This is a genomic window from Methylobacterium sp. Leaf99 (genome assembly GCF_001422375.1).
Lineage (GTDB): Bacteria > Pseudomonadota > Alphaproteobacteria > Rhizobiales > Beijerinckiaceae > Methylobacterium.
In genome coordinates this window covers 329,463-348,803 of the sequence record NZ_LMMU01000008.1, presented here as the reverse complement: position 1 = coordinate 348,803, position 19,341 = coordinate 329,463, and the positions used below count along the sequence as shown (strand labels likewise).

Genomic DNA, 19,341 nt, shown 5'->3' with positions numbered 1-19,341 from the left:
ACCGGATCTCGCGGTGCCGAAGCCCCCCTCAGTTTCTCAAACCACCACCGTGATCGCTTCCGCGGCCCGCGTCAGGCCCGTGTACAACCACCGCGCCCGGTGCTCGCGGAACGCGAAGGATTCGTCGAACAGCACCACGCTGTCCCATTGCGAGCCCTGCGCCTTATGGACGGTGAGGGCGTAGCCGTAGGTGAACTCGTCGGTCTCACGGCGGAGGAAGGCCGGGATCTCTTCTTCCGAGCCGGACATCACCGCGCGCAGCACTTTGATGTCCACGGGGCGGCGGCGGAGCGCCGGGTCGTCGTCGGACACCACGTCGAGGCGGATGGTATCGGGGCGCTGGGCGGCACGCTGGGCCTGGACCGTCCAGGTCGAGCCGTTGAGGAGGCCCTTCGTGCGGTCGTTCCGGAGACACACCAGCTTCTCGCCCACGGCCGGCATCGGGTCGGTGTGGCCGGCGATCTCGCGCAGGCGGTTGTTGTAGAGCCGCCGGGTCTTGTTCATGCCGACCAGCACCTGATCGGCCGCGATGACCGCGTTCGGGTCGAGGCTGCGGCGCGCGACCACGCGGCTGCGCCCGTATTCGCCAATGGAGAGCTTGCCGCCCTCGCGGATCGTCATCGCCATGCGGACGATGGGGTCGTCGGCGGCCTGGCGGTGGACGTCCGTGAGCATCACGTCGGGCTCGGCCTCGGTGAAGAAGCCGCCGCCGCGCACGGGCGGCAGCTGCGCCGGATCGCCAAGCACCAGCACCGGCTTGTCGAAGGACAGGAGGTCGTTGCCGAGGTCCGAATCCACCATGGAGCATTCGTCGATGATGACGAGCTCGGCCTTCGAGATCGGCCCCGTGCGGTTGAGGGTGAAGGCCGGGCCGCCTTCCTCAGTCTCCTTGGTGCGGTAGATCAGGCTGTGGATCGTCGCCGCGTCGTGGCAGCCCTTGGCGCGCATCACCGAGGCCGCCTTGCCGGTGAAGGCGCCGAACACCACCGTGCCGTCGACGTCGTCGGCGATGCGGCGCGCAAGGGTCGTCTTTCCGGTGCCGGCGTAGCCGAACAGGCGGAACACCTGGGAGCCCCCGCCCTTGCGCCACGCCGCGATGGCCTTGAGGGCCGCGTCCTGCTGGGGCGCGAATCGGGTCGGCAGGGTGGTATCGCTCATGGCGGACCTCAGACCACCGACGGCCGGTGAATGTCGAACGGGTCGATCCCGCGCGCCACGAACAGCTCCTCGAGGGCGTCGCCGCCATGCTCCTGCGCGTAGGCGTACTCGAGCTCCGCGATGGGCTGGGCCATGAGGAACCCCAGGGGGCGGCCGTCGAACTCCATCGTCTCGATGGGGGTCTGCCACAGGGTCGGAGGCACGAACATCACGTGGGCCAGCGTCCGGGACGCGCCGGAAGCCGCGACCACCCCGGGAAACACGATGCCGGGAGCCAGGAACCAGCCGCTGTCGATGACGTGGAAGGCGCAGGCCGCGAGGATGCCGGCAAAGCCCTCCGTCTCGCTCGCGCAGAGTCCCAAGATCTCGGCGCGGGCGGGAAACTCCGCGCCGTCGAGAATGATCGGATGGTTGGCCAGCGTCACGGTTCCGTAGGAGGTCACGCCCGCCTGCGGCGCGTCGCGGCAGGCGAGGATGTCCACGTGGCTGCCGGCCTCGTCGCGGTGGCGGGCGACGGAGGGCGCGCCGCCGAAGGTCTTCGCCAGGACCTTGGCGACGGTGCGGTTCGCCTCGGTGATGTCCGCGCTCACGGCCAGCGCACGGTCGGCGGCAGGGACGACAGGATCGAGGCGACGTTTCCGCCGGTCTTGAGGCCGAAGATCGTACCGCGGTCGTGCAGCAGGTTGAACTCGACGTAGCGCCCGCGCCGGACCTGCTGCTCCAGCCGGTCCGCCTCGGTCCAAGGCGTCGCCATGTTGGCGCTCATGATGGCCGGATAAGCCTTCAGGAAGGCCCCGCCCACGTCGCGGGTGTAGGCCAGATCCGCCGCCGGGTCCCCGGTCCAGTGATAGTCGTAGAAGATGCCGCCGATGCCGCGCGGCTCCTTGCGATGCGGCAGGTAGAAGTACTCCTCGCACCACGCCTTGTAGCGGGCGTAGTCGGCGGCCGGCGCGTGGGCGTCGCAGGCGGCTTTCATCGCCGCGTGGAACACGAGGCTGTCGGGATCGTCCTGGGTGCGGCGGCGGTCGAGGACCGGCGTCAGGTCGGCGCCGCCGCCGAACCACGTCCGGGTGGTGGCGACGAACCGGGTGTTCATATGGACGGTGGGCGCGTTCGGGTTCCACGGATGCGCGATGAGCGAGATGCCGGTGGCGAAGAAGCGCGGGTCCTCCGCCGCGCCCGGCATCTGCGCGCGGAACTCGGGGGCGAACTCGCCGTGCACCGCAGAGACGTGGACGCCGGCCTTCTCGAACACCCGGCCCTTCAGCATCGCCATGGTGCCGCCGCCGCCGGGCTGGCCGGTATGGTCCGTGCGCTCCCACGGCGTTTTTTCGAATTTTCCCGGCGTCGAAGGAGCGTCCTTGTCGAACGGACCTGTCGCCTCGTCCTCCAGGGCCTCCAGGGCGGCGACGATGCGGTCGCGCAGGGTGGTGAACCACGCCGTCGCCTCTCCCTTGAGGGCGTCGAGTTCGTGCGCGGGTAGGGGCGTGAAGGGCGTGTCGGGGCGCTGCATGGCCCCGATGTCCCATCCCGCCGGGCGGGCGTCAATTCGCCATCGGCCTTCAATCCTTGTTCAATCCTTGCCCACCTGCATCAGCAGCCGCTCGGTCTTGGCGTCCTCGATGCGGTTGACCATGCGTCGGCCCTCGTGGACGTCGCGGACCGTCTTGGTGGCAGTGATGCAGGACTGGACCAGCATGATCACCCCCATGGCGAAGTAGCCCTTCATCCAGATGTCGATGGGCATGAACAGGATGCCGAGCGCCACCATCAGGGCGGCGCCGAGGAACGACGCGTAGGTGAAGGCGACCCAGGCGCCGGAATGCTGCGTGGTTTCGTTGGACATGGGGGTGGTCCTTGACGTGAGGGGGGATCAGGCTTCGGCGGTGGAACGGCGGCGGAGGCGTTCGAGCACCGCGCTGCCCGTCGGGCGGGTCGGCTTGCCGAACCCCTCACGCTCCAGGCGCTCGGCGATGTCGGCGCCGGGCTCTGCCTCCGTCAGGGCCGCTTCCGTGTCGGCACTTTGGGCTTGGAGGCTGCGCAGGCGGGCCAGGGTCGCCTCGGCCTCGCGCAGGGTGGCACGGTCCTCCGGGGCGGCGGCGACGCCGAGGCGGCGGGCGGACTCGGCGGCGGCCGCGATGCGCCGGCCGCGTTCCAGCTCGGCCTGACGGCGGGTGGCATCGGCTACTACGGCGCGGATGCGGGTGAGTTCCCGGGCGAACCGCGTTCGCGCCGTGCGGACCGCCTCAGCCTCGGCTTCCAGTTCGGCGATGGCGTCGGCCGCCTCGCGGGCCAGATCCTCGCGGCCGGCGTCGAGGGCGGCGACCGCGCGCTCTTCCAGATCCGTGGCGCGGGCCTCGACCTCGGTGAGGCGGCGCGCCTCCGCTTTGTCGCCGGCGACGGCGGCGGCGAGCGCCATGCGGCTGCGCTCCAGGGAGACCCGAGTCTCGCGGATCTGCTGGTCGAGAATCAGCAGGGCGTTGCGGTCGATGAGGTCTTCCCGGGCCTGGGCGGCGGCGCCCCGGGCGAGGGTTCGAAACAGGTTGAACATGGGCTGTCTCCCAAGGGACCGACGGGGGAACCGGTCTCCCCGTCGCCGAGGAAGATGCCACGGATTGAACAGTGTTCAAGTGCGAGTATGCACATCGTTCAAATTTATCTGGAGAATCAGTCGGTCTGCCGCAGACCTTCTCCCAGAATCATCGCGGCGCAGACCGCGACGTTGAGGGAGCGCATCCCCGGCCGGATCGGCACCACCACCCGGGCATCGGCCGCCGCGTGCACGGCCTCCGGAACCCCGGCCGATTCCCGGCCCATGAGCAGGCAATCGCCGGGGCGATAGGCGAACTCTGTGTAGGGCAGGGCGCCCTGCGTCGTCGCGAGCACGAGGCGCAGGCCCACACTTTTCTGCCACTCGGAGAACGCGGCCCAGGAGCGGTGCCGCGTGATCGCCACATGGTCGAGGTAGTCCAACCCCGAGCGGCGAAGGTGCCGGTCGGAAACGTCGAACCCCGCCGGCTCGATGATCTCCACGGCGACCCCGAGGCAGGCGGCCATGCGCAGCAGCGTGCCGGTGTTCTGCGGGATATCGGGCTGGTACAGGGCGAGGCGGAGCATGGGTGTCCTCGTGCGGCATCGCCCCCCGGTTGGCAGGGGCGGGGGACCGCCTAGCTGAAGAGTCGCTGCAGCAACCGGAAATCGGAAACGACATGTTCCTCGACTGGCTCGAGCGCCGCATCGATACGTTCGCGCCCTTCGACGATGGGCGCATGCCGCCCAAGACCGTGACGGGTTTCGCCGGCTTCTACCTGAAACCCGTGCGGGCGGCGCTTGCCGCCTTGTTCGTCGTCGCCGTCGTCGCCGGCACCGTCGAAGCGTCGCTCTACCTGCTCATGGGCTGGTTCATCGATCTTCTCAACACCGCCGACCGGGCGACGTTCTGGGCCGATCACGGCACCAAGATCCTCCTTGCGGCCGGATTGGTGCTGGTGGTGCGGCCGATCACGATCTGGCTGCACGAAATCCTGTCGAACCAGCTCATCGTGCCCCAGGTCACGAACCAGATCCGCTGGCGCACGCACCTCTATACCCTCGGCCACTCGCTCTCGTACTTCCAGGCGGATTTCGCCGGGCGTCTCGCCAATCGCGTGGTGCAGGTCGGGCCGGCCGTGCGCGAACTCGCCGTCGTGTTCATCGACACGCTGCTCTACGTGGCGATCTACGCGGTCACGGCGGTGGGCCTGTTCGGCTCGATCTCCCTGTGGCTCGCCCTGCCGGTGGTCCTGTGGGTGGTGGCCTACGCGGCCCTGACCCGGTGGTTCGTGCCGCGCGCCCGCGCTCGGTCGCTGGTCACCGCCGATACCCGCTCGGCCCTCATCGGCCGTATCGTCGACAGCTACACCAACATCCTGACGGTGAAGCTCTTCGCGCGCGACCGCGAGGAACGCGCCGCCGTGCGCGATGCCGTGGACATCCATACCAAGGCGTACCTGCACCAGTTCCGGCTGGTGAGTTCCACCACCACGGTACTGGGCCTCCTCAACAGCACCCTCATCGTCGCAACCGCGGGCGTCTGCCTCGCCCTGTGGCAGCGCGGCGGCATGACCACGGGCGAGGCGGCGGCCGGCCTCGCCCTGGTGCTGCGCCTCATGGCCATGTCGGGCTGGGTGATGCAGACCGTGCGCGGCATCTTCGAGAATGTCGGCGTGATCCAGGAGAGCATGCAGACCATCGCACGGCCCCACGCCATCACCGACCGGCCGGATGCCGCCACGCTGAACGTCACGGGCGGCGACATCCGCTTCGAGGACGTGAGCTTCCACTACGGACGCGGCGATGCCAGCATCATCGAGGGCCTGAACCTTCACATCCGGGCCGGCGAAAAGGTCGGCCTCGTCGGCGTCAGCGGTGCCGGCAAGACCACCGTCACGGCGCTCCTGCTGCGGCTCCACGATCTCGAAGGCGGACGAATCCTGGTCGACGGCCAGGACATCGCCGGGGTCACCCAAGGGTCCCTGCGCAACGCCATCGCCATGGTGACCCAGGACACCTCGCTCCTGCATCGCTCGATCCGCGACAACGTTGCCTACGGCCGTCCCGACGCCACCCTCCACGAAGTCGAGCGGGCGGCGCGCTTGGCCGAGGCCGATGGATTCATCCGTGATCTCGTCGATCACAAGGGCCGCACGGGCTACGACGCACAGGTCGGCGAGCGTGGCGTGAAATTGTCCGGCGGCCAGCGCCAGCGGATCGCCATCGCGCGGGTGATCCTGAAGGACGCCCCGATCCTCATCCTCGACGAGGCGACCTCGGCCCTCGACAGTCAGGTCGAGGCGGCGATTCAGGACAGCCTCGACACACTGATGCAGGGCAAGACCGTTCTGGCCATCGCCCACCGCCTCTCGACCATCGCGGCGCTGGACCGCCTGATCGTCATCGAGGCCGGGCGCATCGTCGAAGAGGGGACCCACGCTGTCTTGATTCGCTCGGGTGGCCTCTACGCCCGCTTGTGGGAGCGCCAGTCGGGCGGCTTCCTCGGCGATGCCGCGGTCACCGCGCCCTACGAGGATGCGGCCGAGTAGGCGGGCCCGGAATCGCCGTTGGCCGTCTCCACCCGGATCGGCAGGGCCTCGACGCGGTTCCGGCCCCTGTGCTTGGCGCTGTAGAGCGCCGCGTCGGCGGTGGTGAGAAGGTGACCCGGCCCGACGCCGCAGGCGCCGGTGACGCTGTGTGCGGCGGTGACGCCGATGCTGACGCTCGCGACCCAGGCGGACCCGCCCCGGCCGCAGCGGAACGCCAACCCCTCGACGGCGACGCGCAGACGCTCGCCGAGGTCGAGGGCCTCCTCGGGTGTCGCTCCCGGGAAGAACGCCATGAACTCCTCGCCGCCGTAGCGGGCCAGTAGACCACCGGCCGCCCGTGTCGGTTCGTCGAGGGCGGCTGCGACGGCGACGAGGCAGCGGTCGCCCTCGGGGTGGCCGGCCAGATCGTTCAGGCGCTTGAAATGGTCGATGTCGATGGCCACCACGGCGCACCATCCCGGCTCTCCGCCGACCCCGTTCCACGCTTCGGCCAGGGCGTCGTTGAAGACGCGCCGGTTGGCCAGTCCTGTCAGGGCGTCGGTTGTCGACAGCACAGTCAGGCGGGCATTGGCCGCCTCCAAAGCATGCCGGAGCACGAAGGCCCGCTTCTCCTGGCGCTCGCGCGAATAGCTTCCCTTGATCGGTACGAGGATCAGGCAGGCCACGAGGACGGGCAGGCCGCTTCCAACCACGTCGGCGGGCGGGATGCAGACCATCCAGCCGCCATAGGCCGCGAAGGCGGTACCGCAGAAGACGAGGCTGTGCCGGAACGACAGGTCGGCGATGAGGCCCACCACCAGGGGAACGATGACCGCGAGGACGATGTAGACGTTGGCGTGCTCGGCCGGCACGATCCGGGCGCTGTTGAGGACGATGAGCATGTCCGTGAGGCTCACGACCGTCACCACGATCGTCCGGCGCAGGGGCGAGGGCTGCCCGTGCAGGAGCAGGATACCCATGCCGGTCAGGGGTACGAACACCCCGAGGGTGAGGGCGGCCGGAACCGCGAAGGCCTCCGGACCGAACGCGTCGAAGTCGAGCTTCAGCGACAGGATGTTGAACAGGACGAAGACCAGCAGCCACGACCGGAGATAGGCGCCCGAGCGCTGGGCCTGCTCGACCTGGAACCGGTCCTCGAGGGCCGCCGCCAAGCGCAGATCGTACCAGGGACGGCGTGAATTGGACTCGATTTCGGTCTGCATCAGGACGAATCGGGTGCTCCGATGGGTATTCGCGCCTGTTATCGTACGAACGCCCTGCATTTTGCGTAAACTTAGGTTCGGGGTCTCCTGGAAAGACCGGACGGCGCAGCACCGAGTTGCATGATGAGGCCGCCATGGTATGAGCCCGTCATGCTGAAGGATCGCGCACGCCTGTATTGCCGTCTCGGGCCGCCGTAGGCCGCTCGCGAAGCGGAACCATGCCTCGCATCGGCACGCCCTGTTTCGGCGTGTCTCTTCACGCATCTCCCGACGACGCCGTCCCCTGGGGCTTGGCGCGCGGGGTGGATGGACCTTTTTCATGACCCGACGACACCTGCGGAGCGAGTGGGCTCCCGATATCACGCGCGAACTCCTGGCCGGGACGGTGGTGGCGCTCGCCCTCATCCCGGAGGCCATCGCGTTCTCCCTCATCGCCGGGGTCGACCCCAAGGTCGGCCTCTACGCCTCGTTCTGCATCGCCGTGGTGTCCGCGTTCGCGGGCGGGCGCCCGGCGATGATCTCGGCGGCCACCGGCGCCATGGCCCTGGTCATGGTGACCCTGGTGAAGGAGCACGGCCTCGGCCACCTCTTCGCCGCCACGATCCTGACTGGGTTCCTCCAGATCGGTGCCGGAGCGTTGAAGCTCGGCAACCTCATGCGCTTCGTCTCGCGCTCCGTGGTGACCGGTTTCGTCAACGCCCTGGCGATCCTCATCTTCCTCGCGCAGATGCCCGAACTCTTAGGGCAGGGCACCACCGTCTACGCCATGACGGCCGCCGGCCTCGCGCTGATCTACGGCCTGCCGTACCTCACCAAGGCCGTGCCCTCGCCGTTGGTGACCATCATCCTGCTGACCGCCGTCGCCATCGCGTTCGGCCTGCCGATCCACCGCGTCGGCGACATGGGGGCGCTGCCCACCGAACTGCCGGTCTTCGCCCTGCCACAGGTGCCGCTGACCCTGGAGACCTTGCGGATCATCCTGCCCTACGCCCTGACCCTCACCATGGTCGGGCTGCTGGAGAGCTTGATGACGGCGGCCATCCTCGATGAAATGACGGACACCGGCTCGAACAAGAACCGCGAATGCGCCGGCCAGGGCCTCGCCAACATCACGGCCGGCTGTTTCGGCGGCATGGCCGGCTGCGCCATGATCGGTCAGTCGGTGATCAACGTCACGTCGGGCGGGCGCGGCCGGCTCTCGACCCTGTGGGCCGGCGCGTTCCTGCTGTTCCTCATCGTCGTCCTCGGACCCTACGTCTCGCAGATTCCGATGGCGGCCCTGGTCGCCGTGATGATCATGGTCTCCATCAACACCTTCCAGTGGCGCTCGCTGGTCACCCTGACGACGAACCCGAAGAGCTCGAGCGTCGTGATGCTCGGCACCGTGGCGGTGGTGGTGGCGACGCACGACCTCGCCCGGGGCGTGCTGTTCGGCGTGGTGCTGAGCGGCCTGTTCTTCGCCCACAAGGTGACGCGGTTCTTCGCCGTCGGCTCCGAGCGCACCGGACCAACGCGGACCTACCGGGTGACGGGACAGATCTTCTTCGCGACGGCCGAGGCCTTCCATGCCGCCTTCGATTTTCGCGAGGGTGATCTCGACGGCCTCGTCATCGACCTCTCGGCGGCGCATTTCTGGGACATCACCGGAATCAACGCCCTCGACCGGGTGGTGCTGAAGTTCCGCCGCCACGGCGTACCCGTCGAGATCGTCGGCATGAACGCCGCGACGGCCTCGATGGTGGAGCGCCTCGCCATCCACGACAAACCCGGCGCGGCCCTTGCCTCAGGGCATTGAGCCCGCCACCGACAGACGCCCCCGTCTGTCCAGGCGAACGGGATCGCCCCGGTAGCCACGGTGTCACCACCGTGGTTTGAAGGGTTCCAGACTTCGCGCCACGCGAGGAAGAGTCATGACCGAGCTTCACCCCGAGATTGCCGCCGTCACCGCGCGGGTGATCGAACGCTCCCGTCAAACGCGACAGGCGTATCTCGACCTCATCGCCCGCGAGCGCGACCACGGCGTCCAGCGGCCGATGCTCAATTGCGGCAACCTCGCCCACGGCTTTGCCGCGTCCGGGGAAGACAAGCTGGCGATCCGGTCCGGACGCACCATGAACATGGCCATCGTCACGGCCTACAACGACATGCTCTCGGCCCATCAGCCCTACGGGCGCTACCCCGAGCAGATGAAGATCTTCGCCCGCGAGGTCGGTGCGACGGCGCAGGTCGCGGGCGGCGTGCCGGCCATGTGCGACGGCGTCACCCAGGGCCAGCGCGGCATGGAGCTGTCCCTGTTCTCGCGCGACACCATCGCGCTCTCCACCGCCATCGCGCTCAGCCACGGCATGTTCGATTCGGCCGCTTTGCTCGGCATCTGCGACAAGATCGTGCCGGGCCTCATCATCGGGGCCCTGCGCTTCGGCCACCTGCCGATGATCCTGATTCCGGCCGGCCCCATGCCCTCGGGTATCGCCAACAAGGAGAAGCAGCGCGTCCGCCAGCTCTACGCCGAGGGTAAGGTCGGTCGCGACGAGCTGCTCGAATCCGAGTCCGCCTCGTACCATGGTGCGGGCACCTGCACCTTCTACGGCACCGCCAATTCCAACCAGATGATGATGGACGTCATGGGCCTTCACATGCCCGGCGCGTCGTTCATCAACCCCGGTACGAAGCTGCGCCAGGCGGTGACGCGGGCCGCCGTCCATCGCCTGTCCGAGATCGGCGCCAACGGCAACGATTACCGGCCGCTGGGCCGCTGCGTCGACGAGAAGGCCATCGTCAACGCCGTGGTGGGTCTTCTCGCCACCGGCGGCTCGACGAACCACGCCATTCACCTCCCGGCCATGGCGCGCGCCGCCGGCATCGTCCTCGACTGGGAGGATTTCGACCGGCTCTCGGCCGTGGTCCCCCAGGTCGCTAAAGTCTATCCCAACGGCTCCGGCGACGTGAACCACTTCCACGCCGCCGGAGGCATGTCCTACGTCATCGCCAGCCTCGTGGACGCCGGGCTGCTGCACGACGACATCCTCACGGTGGCCGGCTCGCGTCTCCGCGACCATGCCCGCGACCCGAAGCTCGTGGACGATGCCCTGGTGTTCGAGGATGCGCCCGAAAAATCCCACGACGAGAGCATCCTGCGCGGCCCCGCGCATCCGTTCCAAGCCGACGGCGGCATGCGGCTGGTGAAGGGCAACCTCGGCCGGGCCACCTTCAAGACCAGCGCCGTCGAGCCGTCGCGCTGGACCATCGAAGCGCCGGCCCGCGTCTTCGACGATCAGGACGACGTCATGGCGGCGTTCAAGGCCGGCGAGCTCGAGACCGACGTGGTGGTGGTGGTCCGCTTCCAGGGCCCGCGCGCCAACGGCATGCCGGAGCTTCACAAGCTCACCCCCCAGCTCGGCGTCCTGCAGGATCGCGGGTTCCGTGTCGCCCTCGTCACCGACGGCCGAATGTCGGGGGCGTCGGGCAAGGTTCCGGCAGCGATCCATCTCAGTCCCGAGGCCCTGGGCGGTGGTCCCCTGGCGAAGATCCGCGACGGCGACGTGGTGCGCCTCAGCGCCGAGGACGGCAGCCTCGAAGTCCTCGTCGATCCCGCCGAATGGGAGTCGCGCGCCGAGGCGACGGCGCCGCCCCCGGCCTTCGGCACCGGGCGTGAGCTGTTCGCCTTCCTGCGCCACGGCGCCGACGGGGCCGAGCAGGGTGCCTCCGCCATGCTGGCCGCCGCCGGCCTTTGACCCACCCCGCACCCTTGAGGACCGTCCCATGACCAGCATCGACGCGCTGATGCGCTCCGTTCCCGTCATCCCCGTTCTCGTCGTCGAGGACGCGGCCCATGCCGAGCCCATCGCCCGGGCCCTGGTGGCCGGCGGACTCACCGCCCTGGAGGTGACCCTGCGCACCCCCGCGGCCCTCGAGGTGATCCGCATCATGTCGCGGGTCGCGGGCGCCGTGGTGGGGGCCGGCACCGTGCTCAACCCGCGCGACCTCGACGCCGCCATCAACGCGGGCGCGCAGTTCATCGTCAGCCCCGGCCTTACCGAGCCGCTGACCCGCGCGGCCATCGACCGGGGCATCCCCTACCTGCCGGGCATCGCCAACTCGGCCGACATCATGCGCGGCCTCGACCATGGCCTCGACCGGTTCAAGTTCTTTCCCGCCGAGGCCGCCGGCGGCATCAAGGCCCTGAAGGCGCTGGCGGGCCCGTTCCATCAGGTGCGCTTCTGCCCCACCGGCGGCATCACCGAGGCCACCGCGCCCGACTGGCTCGCCCTCAAGCCCGTGCTCTGCGTCGGTGGAAGCTGGGTCGTACCGGCGGGACTGCCCGAAGAGGCGGTGATCCGCCGTTCCGCCGAGGTCGCGAGCCGTTTGCGCACCGCCTGAACCGCGGCGGCCCGCCGGATGCCCGTCGGAAAAGCAGTCCCATCCTGCAGCTCGCCACCCCGGCGAAGACGGCGTTCGGGCGCCTGGGCGGGTCGTGCGCGATGCGGCCGCTACGAGAGCCGGTTCCTCGAGCGCCGTCCCATCGCAAGCGCCTGAATGTGCCGACCTCGGGCAAGTTCCGCGCGAACTTCCAGGGTATTGATTTCCAGGATTGACCGCCGCCTTCGGGGATCCTCTGCGGGGCGCATCCTATCCGTCCAGGGGGTAGGCGGCCTCGACGAGGTAGGGGCCGCCCCCCGTCGAGGCGCGGGCCGAGAAGAGGGCGACCCGTGTCGCGGTGAAGCGAAGGGGTGGGAAGCCCCCCGATTCCGTGAGGTATCGCGCTACGTCGGACGCGCTCGCCTGACGGTTGAGACGAGCCAGGGTTATGTGCGGCGTGAACCGGCGGGTGTCGGGCTCCGTGCCGGCATCGCGGGCCAGCCGCTCGTGCTCGGCGTGCAGTTCCGCCAGCGCGGGGTCGCCCGCGACGGTGGCCAGGATCGAGCGCGGCTTCGCGCCACCGAAGACGCCGATCCCGTCGAGGACGATATCGAGGGGCGGGCGGGCACGCGCCTCGGCGAGTCCGTCGTGCAGGGACTCTGCCACGGTCTCGTCCACGTCGCCGAGGAACCGCAGGGTGACGTGGTAGTCGGCGGGCTCGATCCAGCGCGCACCGGTCAAGGCTCCGCGCCGCAGGGCGAGAATATCGCCGATGGCGGGCGGGATTTCCAAGCCGGTGAACAGGCGTGGCATCAGCGACTGACGGCCTGCAGACGATCAAGGAAGGTCTCGACGCTCGGCAGGATGCCGGCCACGATGGTTTCGACGCCCTTCACGTTGGGGTGCAGCCGGTCTTCGAGGTTGTAGGCCTTGTCGCCGGCGATGCCCGCGAGGAAGAACGGGTACAGGACGAGGCCGAATTCCTGCGCGAGATCGGGATAGATCGCGTCGAACCGCGCGACGTACTCCGAACCGAGGTTCGGAGAGGCGCGCATGCCGGCGAGCATCACCGGAATGTTGCGGGCCTTCAGGCGGGCAATGATGGTGTGGAGGGCCTTGCGGCTCACGGCCGGATCGGTGCCGCGCAGCATGTCGTTGGCACCGAGTTCGAGAATCACCCCATCGGTCCCGTCCGGCACCGACCAGTCGAGGCGATCGAGGCCGCCCGTGGTGGTATCGCCGGAGACGCCCGCATTGGCCACGGTGACGGCCCGGCCCTTGGCCTGAAGCGCCCGTTCCAGCACCGCCGGGAAAGCGGCCGGGCCGGGGAGGCGGTAGCCGGCCGTGAGGCTGTCGCCGAACGCCACGAGGGCAACCGGGCGCTCGCCCGGTGCCGTCCGCCCGGGGGAGGCGGTGACGCCGAGTGCGGCAAAGAGCGCCATCACGGCGACCACGGAGAAGCGAACGTGGCGCCGCGCAGCCCGGCGGGCCATATCGGAAAGGCGTGACCGCGCAGCTCGGAGGGCCGAGCGGGTGAAACGTGACACTGAGCACCGACCCATTCCGACAAAACCCCGACGCTGACTGTTTTCGATCCCATCTCCCCACAGATCGGTTTCCCATTGATGTCCGGCAAGGCCGAACCCGCCCGCGCGCCCCAAGCCATCTCCCTCACGGGTCTCGATCTCAGCCTCGGGCGGGGAGCGGCCCGTGTTCACGTCCTGCGGGGAATCTCCCTCGATGTGGCGGCGGGCGAGGCGGTGGGCCTCGTCGGACCCTCGGGGTCGGGCAAGTCGACCCTGCTCATGGTCATGGCCGGCCTCGAGCGGCCCGATGCCGGCTCCATCGTGGTGGAAGGCACGGACCTCGGCGCCCTCGACGAGGATGACCTGGCGCGGTTTCGCGGCCGGCGCATCGGCATCGTGTTCCAGGCCTTCCACCTCGTGCCGACCATGACGGCCCTGGAGAACGTGGCCCTGCCCCTGGAACTCGCCGACAAGCCCGACGCCCATGCGCGCGCCAAGGCCGAGCTCGAGGCCGTCGGCCTCGGCCACCGTCTGCATCATTATCCGGCCCAGCTCTCGGGCGGCGAGCAGCAGCGCGTCGCCATCGCCCGGGCCATCGCGCCGGACCCAGCCATCCTCGTGGCCGACGAGCCCACGGGCAACCTCGACGAGGCCACGGGCCGGCAGATCGTCGATCTCCTGTTCGCCCTGAAGCGCGACCGGGGCGCCACCCTCGTCCTCGTCACCCACGATCCCGGCCTCGCCCGGCTCTGCGACCGGACCGTGAGCCTGCGCTCGGGCCGGGTCGAAGCGGCCCTGGCGGCCTGACCATGCACGGAACTCTCACGTCCTCGAACGCCCGCAAGGGTCGACGCGGCTTGCCCCTCACCCTCCGCCTCGCCAGCCGCGAATTGCGCGGCGGGCTGTCGGGCTTTGCGGTGTTCCTCGCCTGCATCGCCCTCGGGGTCGCGGCCATCGCGGGCGTCGCCTCCATCGCCCGCTCGCTCAGCGACGGGCTCGGGCGCGAGGGCGCACGCATCCTGGGCGGCGACCTGACCTACAGCCTCATCAACCGCGAGGCGACGCCGGCCGAGCGCGACCTGCTCACCGCGCAGGGCCGCGTCTCCGTGGTGACGACGCTGCGCGCCATGGCGCTCGCCGGTGACAGGGGCGCGGCGCTCGTCGAACTCAAGGCCATCGAGGACGGCTATCCGGCAACGGGCGAACTCGTCACGGAGCCGGCCGCACCGTTGGCCGATCTCCTGGCACAGGGGGAGGGGGCCTACGGCGCCGTGGTCGATCCCGTGCTGCTCACCCGCCTCGACCTCAAGATCGGTGACCGCATCACCGTGGCGGGCACGCCCATCGTGATCCGCGCCACCCTGGTCTCGGAGCCGGACCGCATCGCCAACGGCATCGGCTTCGGCCCCCGGATGCTGATCTCCCGCACCGCCCTCGATGCCACGGGCCTCATCCAGCCGGGCAGCCTCAACCGCTGGAGCTACCGCCTGCAGCTCCCGGAAGCGAGCGACGCCGAACTCGATCGCCGGGCAGCCGTCATCGCGGCCGCAGCACCCGAGGCCGGCTGGGAGATGCGGGCCCGCTCCAACGCCGATCCGCGGTTCGCGAAAAGCATCGAGCGCTTCACCCAGTTCCTCACCCTCGTCGGCCTCACCGCCCTCATCGTCGGCGGTGTCGGCGTCGCCAATGCGGTGGCGGCCTTCGTCGAACGCAAGCGCGGCTCCATCGCAACTCTGAAGAGCGTTGGCGCGCCCGGCGGCCAGATCGTGGCCCTGTACCTGACCCAGGTGATGCTCATCGCCGGGCTGGGCACCGCCATCGGCCTCGGGCTCGGCGCGGGCCTGCCCTTCGCCGTCGACGCCCTGTTCCATACATCCCTGCCGCTGCCCCTCAACCCGACATTGGCGCCGGACGAACTTCTCCTCGCCGCCGCCTACGGCCTGCTAACGGCGCTCGCCTTCGCGATCCTGCCCCTCGGCCGCGCCCACGACATTCCCGTCTCGGGCCTGTTCCGCGACGTGGTCGATCCGGGCTCGGCGAAGACGCGCCTGCGCTACAAGCTGATCCTCGCCGCGGCCCTCGCGGCCCTCGTGGCCCTGGCGCTGGCCACGGCCTTCGACCGGCGCCTCGCCCTGATCTTCATCGCCGCCTCGGCCATCGCCTTCGGGCTCCTGCGCCTCGTCGCCCTCGGGCTGATGGCGCTCGCCCGGCGCCTGCCGCGCCCGCGCTCGGCCGCCCCCCGCATGGCGCTGGCGAACCTCCACCGGCCCGGCGCGCTCACGCCCGCCATCGTCCTGTCGCTCGGCCTCGGGGTCACGCTCCTCGTGACTCTGAGTCTCATCGATGCCAACGTCCGCAACACCCTGAGCAACTCCCTGCCGGCCCGGGCGCCGAACCTGTTCTTCCTCGACATCCCGGCGGCCGATTCGGAGGGGTTCCACGCTTTCCTGGGCGCTCAGGCGCCCGGCGCCAAGATCGAGCGCGTGCCGATGATGCGGGGACGCATCACCGCCATCGACGGCGTGCCCGCCGCCGCCATCAAGCCGCCGGAGGACGCCGCCTGGGTCCTCGATGGCGATCGGGGCATCACCTACGCCGAGGACATCCCCGAGGGCTCCCGCCTCGTCGCCGGCAACTGGTGGAACGCCGAAGAAGCCCGTACGCCCCTGGTCTCGTTCGACGCCGAACTCGCCCGCAGCCTGAACCTGTCCGTCGGCGGCACCGTGACGGTCAACGTGCTCGGTCGGACGCTGACCGCCAAGGTCGCCAACCTGCGCAAGGTCGAATGGCGGTCGCTGGGCATCAACTTCGTCATGGTGTTCTCGCCCGGCACCTTCCGGGGCGCACCGCATTCGGACCTCGCCACCCTGACGCTGCCCAATGGCTCTGACGCGAAGGCCGAGGCGATCATCCTGCGCGACGTCGCGAAAACCTACCCGTCGGTCACCAGCATCCGGGTCAAGGAAGCCTTGGAGGCCGTCAACGACGTCGTCGGCAAGCTTGTACTCGCGATCCGCGGCGCCAGCGGCATCGCCGTGGTCGCGAGCCTGTTCGTCCTCGCGGGCGCGCTCGCCGCGGGTCACCGCGCCCGTCTCTACGACGCCGTCGTTCTCAAAACCCTGGGGGCGACGCGGGGGCGCCTGCTCGCCGCCTACACCCTGGAATATGGCACGCTCGGCCTCGCCACGGCCGTGTTCGGGCTGCTCGCCGGGACGCTCGCCGGATGGATCATCGTCACCCGGGTGATGAAGCTCGAATTCACCCTCGACCTGTCGGGCGCCCTGATCGCGGCGGCGCTGGCGGTGGTGTTCGCCGTCGTGCTCGGCCTCGCCGGCACCTGGCGCATCCTCGGGCAGAAGCCGGCTCCCTACCTGCGCCAGTTCTGACCGAATGGGGCGAAACGCATTTTAATCCCGAATAACCCCAATAAAAACAGGCCCCGCAGGGTCGAGATTCACGCGGGCGAAGCTCGGCCGGCCTCTTGTGCGAAGCGGGAGGACAGAACATATTTGTGTTCGAGGCATCTTAGGGTGCCAGAGGTCCTGTGCGTGAGCCTCGTTTCATAAAATCACACGCTGAGAGAGCTTCCAAAGGAATCTCCCATGGCATTCGATAACAGTCCCTTCCGGGTCGGCGCCCAGCCGACGGGGTACGCCGGCACCCAGGTCGACATCGATCAGGGCCTGCGCACCTTCATGCTCGGCGTCTACAACAACATGGTCATCGGCCTCGGGATCTCCGGTCTCGTGGCTCTCGGCCTCAACATGGCCGCCGTCGCGCAGACGGCGACCGGACGCGTGGCGCTGACCCCCTTCGGCCAGCTTCTCTACACCAGCCCGCTCAAGTGGGTGATCATGCTGGCGCCGCTCGCCTTCATCTTCATCTTCTCCATGCGGATGGAGCGGATGTCGGCGGCCTCGGCGCGGCTGACCTTCTTCGCCTTCGCGGCGGTGATGGGCGCGTCCATGTCTTCGCTGCTCCTCGTGTTCACGGGTGCCAGCGTCGTGCGGGTGTTCTTCATCACGGCGGCGACCTTCGGTGGTCTCAGCCTCTACGGCTACACGACGAAGCGTAGCCTGTCGGGCATGGGCTCGTTCCTGATGATGGGCCTCATCGGCCTGATCATCGCCTCGGTGGTGAACATCTTCATGGCCTCGTCGGCCCTGCAGTTCGCCATCTCGGTACTCGGCGTGCTCATCTTCGCCGGCCTCACCGCCTACGATACGCAGAAGCTGAAGGAGATGTTCCTCTACAGCGGCGCGGATGCCGAGGGTGCGGCCAAGCTGTCGGTCAACGGCGCCCTGACCCTGTATCTGGACTTCATCAACATGTTCCAGATGCTCCTGTCCCTGCTCGGCGACCGTCGCTAGGGCGAACGGCAGGCCGACATGACAAGGCCCCGGCGGGTAACTGCCGGGGCCTTTTTCATTGCGCGCAGCGGTTCATACCGCGCGCAGGGGCGGCTCCAGCACGGCGAGCACGCGGGCGAGATCCTGGCCGCGCTTCATCACGAGGCCCGAGGCCGCCACCACCGCGTAGGCGCCCTGGCGCCGGGCGAGCTTGGGGTCCTTCTCGACCCGGTAGAGCGGCATCTCTGAGCTGCGCCGGTAGATGGAGAACACCGCCTTGTCGCGACGGAAATCGAGGGCGTAATCGCGCCACTCGCCCGCCGACACCATGCGGCCGTAGAGGTTGAACAGCACGCGCAGTTCTGCCCGGTCGAAGGCGATCTGCGGAGGGACGGGCGCGGACGGAAAGGGAATGATCCGGGCCGCGGGCTCGGATGACCTGGGTTCGGCGCCTGTCCTCTCGCTCATCGTCGCTCCTGATCCCGATTGTCCTGTCGTCCCGATGATGGTCCCGCGTCCGTGCCCTCGCAAGGGTCGCCCGCAGCGCAGGGGCGGAGCGTATCCGGTTGCCGGGCCATGTGGGAGCGAGCCCCGGCCTCGTCGGCAACAGGTGCGCTGACGCACCACCATCTTTCCGCCGTGATAAGGCCCCGCGTGCGCCGCGTTGAGCGGGCATACCTGTTGCCGAACCTCGTCGGTTCCGTCGGCCGGTTCGGCACCCGAACCCTACGGCTCCCCAGCTCTCGGGGGCTGGACCAGCCTCCACGGACCGACACTCCAGAGGTTTCGAGACCCAAGGACTTCAGGCCGCCTCTTCGGAGCGCGGCCCTTTTTTCGCGCGCTCGTCCGAATCGCGCTCTATGAAGGGTTCGTACGCTCCATAGGACGATAGGTCTTGGTCCAGTTCGATGCCGGTTTCCGTGAAACCCTCGCGGACCTGTTCGCGTGGCGCCGCGACGTGCGCCGGTTTCGCGACGATCCCGTGGATGAGACTCTCCTGCGCCGCTGCCTCGACCTCGCGGCGCTGAGTCCCTCCGTCGGCAACAGCCAGCCCTGGCGCTTCGTCCGGGTGACGGACCCGGCGCGCCGCGCGGCGGTGACCGGGAGCTTCGAGCGCTGCAACGAAGCCGCCGCCACGGGCTACGCGGCCGAGCGGCGCGACGCCTATATCCGTCTCAAGCTTGCTGGCCTGCGCGACGCGCCGGTGCACCTCGCGGTGTTCTGCGACGAGGCCACCGAAGCCGGCCTCGGCCTCGGCCGCGCCACCATGCCGGAAATGCTGCGCTACTCGGTGGTGGGCGCCGTGCAGACCTTCTGGCTCGCCGCCCGTGCGCATGGACTCGGGGTCGGCTGGGTCTCGATCCTCGAGCCGGAGACCGTGTGCACGGTCCTCGACGTGCCCTGCGCCTGGCACCTCGTCGCCTATCTCTGCGTCGGCTTCCCCGTGGAGGAACATGCCGACCCCGAACTCGTCCGCCATGGTTGGCAGGACCGGATCCCGGGGGGGGCGGACCTCGTCGAACGTTGAACCGTCATAGGGTAAACCAACGCTTGAACAGCCGTGTGGTTTTGCGCCTACCCGGAAACACTTGCCTTGACGGTCTTGCGAACTCCCTGTGAGTTCGCCCCGCGTACCGCAGCGACGTAACCGGACCGGCAACTTCGG

18 protein-coding genes are annotated in these 19,341 nt (G+C 69.2%); 8 read left to right on the top strand and 10 right to left on the bottom strand.

Annotation, left to right across the window (positions count from 1 at the left end):
• Positions 1-36: 36 nt before the first annotated feature.
• The 6 genes from ASF28_RS16640 to ASF28_RS16615 all read right to left on the bottom strand — a co-directional run bounded on the left by ASF28_RS16640 (position 37) and on the right by ASF28_RS16615 (position 4,275).
• Positions 37-1,158, bottom strand: a complete 1,122-nt coding sequence (locus ASF28_RS16640) for an ATP-dependent DNA helicase (RefSeq protein ID WP_056095035.1) — start codon at positions 1,156-1,158, stop codon at positions 37-39.
• 8 nt (positions 1,159-1,166) lie between these two features.
• Positions 1,167-1,748: a suppressor of fused domain protein gene (locus tag ASF28_RS16635; RefSeq protein WP_056095031.1), complete on the bottom strand. Its 582-nt coding sequence runs from the start codon at positions 1,746-1,748 to the stop codon at positions 1,167-1,169.
• Positions 1,745-2,671: an oxygen-dependent coproporphyrinogen oxidase gene (gene hemF, locus ASF28_RS16630; RefSeq protein WP_056095028.1), complete on the bottom strand. Its 927-nt coding sequence runs from the start codon at positions 2,669-2,671 to the stop codon at positions 1,745-1,747. The genes ASF28_RS16635 and hemF overlap by 4 nt, the downstream gene beginning before the upstream one ends.
• 60 nt (positions 2,672-2,731) lie before the next feature.
• Positions 2,732-3,004 (bottom strand): YiaA/YiaB family inner membrane protein, encoded by a 273-nt coding sequence (locus tag ASF28_RS16625; protein ID WP_056095025.1) that lies wholly within the window; start codon positions 3,002-3,004, stop codon positions 2,732-2,734.
• Positions 3,005-3,031: 27 nt separating this feature from the next.
• Positions 3,032-3,709 (bottom strand): PspA/IM30 family protein, encoded by a 678-nt coding sequence (locus ASF28_RS16620; protein ID WP_056095022.1) that lies wholly within the window; start codon positions 3,707-3,709, stop codon positions 3,032-3,034.
• 116 nt (positions 3,710-3,825) lie between these two features.
• Positions 3,826-4,275 (bottom strand): tRNA (cytidine(34)-2'-O)-methyltransferase, encoded by a 450-nt coding sequence (locus ASF28_RS16615; protein ID WP_056095019.1) that lies wholly within the window; start codon positions 4,273-4,275, stop codon positions 3,826-3,828.
• A 92-nt stretch (positions 4,276-4,367) separates the two neighbouring features.
• Here ASF28_RS16615 and ASF28_RS16610 point away from each other — a divergent pair, with 92 nt between their 5' ends.
• Positions 4,368-6,239, top strand: coding sequence for an ABC transporter ATP-binding protein (locus tag ASF28_RS16610; protein ID WP_056095016.1), 1,872 nt, complete (start codon positions 4,368-4,370; stop codon positions 6,237-6,239).
• Here ASF28_RS16610 and ASF28_RS16605 read toward each other — a convergent pair.
• Entirely contained in the window at positions 6,218-7,441 is a 1,224-nt protein-coding gene (locus tag ASF28_RS16605; protein ID WP_056095012.1) for a GGDEF domain-containing protein, read from the bottom strand. The genes ASF28_RS16610 and ASF28_RS16605 overlap by 22 nt on opposite strands.
• Positions 7,442-7,760: 319 nt before the next feature.
• On the opposite strand from ASF28_RS16605, the gene ASF28_RS16600 reads away from it, so the two are divergent.
• From ASF28_RS16600 to eda, 3 genes are all read left to right on the top strand, one after another.
• On the top strand, positions 7,761-9,236 hold the full coding sequence (locus tag ASF28_RS16600) for a SulP family inorganic anion transporter (RefSeq protein WP_056095009.1): 1,476 nt from the start codon (positions 7,761-7,763) through the stop codon (positions 9,234-9,236).
• A 115-nt stretch (positions 9,237-9,351) separates the two neighbouring features.
• Complete coding sequence (gene edd / locus ASF28_RS16595) at positions 9,352-11,175, top strand: phosphogluconate dehydratase (RefSeq protein WP_056095005.1); 1,824 nt, start codon at positions 9,352-9,354, stop codon at positions 11,173-11,175.
• Between the two features lie 28 nt (positions 11,176-11,203).
• The gene (eda, locus tag ASF28_RS16590; protein ID WP_056095003.1) at positions 11,204-11,821 is read left to right on the top strand and encodes a bifunctional 4-hydroxy-2-oxoglutarate aldolase/2-dehydro-3-deoxy-phosphogluconate aldolase; all 618 of its coding nucleotides are present in this window, start codon (positions 11,204-11,206) and stop codon (positions 11,819-11,821) included.
• Between the two features lie 249 nt (positions 11,822-12,070).
• On the opposite strand, the gene thpR is transcribed toward eda, so the two are convergent.
• Together thpR and ASF28_RS16580 are read right to left on the bottom strand one after the other, a co-directional pair.
• On the bottom strand, positions 12,071-12,613 hold the full coding sequence (gene thpR, locus ASF28_RS16585; protein ID WP_056095000.1) for an RNA 2',3'-cyclic phosphodiesterase: 543 nt from the start codon (positions 12,611-12,613) through the stop codon (positions 12,071-12,073).
• Positions 12,613-13,242: an arylesterase gene (locus tag ASF28_RS16580; protein WP_056095165.1), complete on the bottom strand. Its 630-nt coding sequence runs from the start codon at positions 13,240-13,242 to the stop codon at positions 12,613-12,615. Before ASF28_RS16580 ends, thpR begins: the two co-directional genes overlap by 1 nt.
• Positions 13,243-13,425: 183 nt before the next feature.
• Here ASF28_RS16580 and ASF28_RS16575 point away from each other — a divergent pair, with 183 nt between their 5' ends.
• From ASF28_RS16575 to ASF28_RS16565, 3 genes are all read left to right on the top strand, one after another.
• Complete coding sequence (locus tag ASF28_RS16575) at positions 13,426-14,133, top strand: ABC transporter ATP-binding protein (RefSeq protein WP_056094999.1); 708 nt, start codon at positions 13,426-13,428, stop codon at positions 14,131-14,133.
• 2 nt (positions 14,134-14,135) lie between these two features.
• Positions 14,136-16,712, top strand: a complete 2,577-nt coding sequence (locus ASF28_RS16570) for an ABC transporter permease (protein ID WP_056094995.1) — start codon at positions 14,136-14,138, stop codon at positions 16,710-16,712.
• A 216-nt stretch (positions 16,713-16,928) separates the two neighbouring features.
• Entirely contained in the window at positions 16,929-17,696 is a 768-nt protein-coding gene (locus ASF28_RS16565) for a Bax inhibitor-1/YccA family protein (RefSeq protein ID WP_056094992.1), read from the top strand.
• A 72-nt stretch (positions 17,697-17,768) separates the two neighbouring features.
• Here the strand turns inward: ASF28_RS16565 and ASF28_RS16560 are convergent, their stop codons facing one another.
• Positions 17,769-18,143, bottom strand: a complete 375-nt coding sequence (locus ASF28_RS16560; RefSeq protein ID WP_056094989.1) for a DUF2794 domain-containing protein — start codon at positions 18,141-18,143, stop codon at positions 17,769-17,771.
• A 427-nt stretch (positions 18,144-18,570) separates the two neighbouring features.
• Here ASF28_RS16560 and bluB point away from each other — a divergent pair, with 427 nt between their 5' ends.
• Positions 18,571-19,203 (top strand): 5,6-dimethylbenzimidazole synthase, encoded by a 633-nt coding sequence (gene bluB, locus ASF28_RS16555; RefSeq protein ID WP_056094986.1) that lies wholly within the window; start codon positions 18,571-18,573, stop codon positions 19,201-19,203.
• Positions 19,204-19,341: the final 138 nt, after the last annotated feature.

Bases quoted from the DNA above. Each gene is read 5' to 3' on its own strand.
- hemF (WP_056095028.1), bottom strand. From the start codon at position 2,671: ATGCAGCGCCCCGACACGCCCTTCACGCCCCTACCCGCGCACGAACTC.
- ASF28_RS16620 (WP_056095022.1), bottom strand. From the start codon at position 3,709: ATGTTCAACCTGTTTCGAACCCTCGCCCGGGGCGCCGCCGCCCAGGCC.
- ASF28_RS16565 (WP_056094992.1), top strand. From the start codon at position 16,929: ATGGCATTCGATAACAGTCCCTTCCGGGTCGGCGCCCAGCCGACGGGG.
- ASF28_RS16560 (WP_056094989.1), bottom strand. From the start codon at position 18,143: ATGAGCGAGAGGACAGGCGCCGAACCCAGGTCATCCGAGCCCGCGGCC.
- ASF28_RS16605 (WP_056095012.1), bottom strand. From the start codon at position 7,441: ATGCAGACCGAAATCGAGTCCAATTCACGCCGTCCCTGGTACGATCTG.
- ASF28_RS16600 (WP_056095009.1), top strand. From the start codon at position 7,761: ATGACCCGACGACACCTGCGGAGCGAGTGGGCTCCCGATATCACGCGC.
- ASF28_RS16610 (WP_056095016.1), top strand. From the start codon at position 4,368: ATGTTCCTCGACTGGCTCGAGCGCCGCATCGATACGTTCGCGCCCTTC.
- edd (WP_056095005.1), top strand. From the start codon at position 9,352: ATGACCGAGCTTCACCCCGAGATTGCCGCCGTCACCGCGCGGGTGATC.
- ASF28_RS16615 (WP_056095019.1), bottom strand. From the start codon at position 4,275: ATGCTCCGCCTCGCCCTGTACCAGCCCGATATCCCGCAGAACACCGGC.
- thpR (WP_056095000.1), bottom strand. From the start codon at position 12,613: ATGCCACGCCTGTTCACCGGCTTGGAAATCCCGCCCGCCATCGGCGAT.
- ASF28_RS16570 (WP_056094995.1), top strand. From the start codon at position 14,136: ATGCACGGAACTCTCACGTCCTCGAACGCCCGCAAGGGTCGACGCGGC.
- ASF28_RS16640 (WP_056095035.1), bottom strand. From the start codon at position 1,158: ATGAGCGATACCACCCTGCCGACCCGATTCGCGCCCCAGCAGGACGCG.
- ASF28_RS16625 (WP_056095025.1), bottom strand. From the start codon at position 3,004: ATGTCCAACGAAACCACGCAGCATTCCGGCGCCTGGGTCGCCTTCACC.
- ASF28_RS16580 (WP_056095165.1), bottom strand. From the start codon at position 13,242: ATGGCGCTCTTTGCCGCACTCGGCGTCACCGCCTCCCCCGGGCGGACG.
- eda (WP_056095003.1), top strand. From the start codon at position 11,204: ATGACCAGCATCGACGCGCTGATGCGCTCCGTTCCCGTCATCCCCGTT.
- ASF28_RS16575 (WP_056094999.1), top strand. From the start codon at position 13,426: ATGTCCGGCAAGGCCGAACCCGCCCGCGCGCCCCAAGCCATCTCCCTC.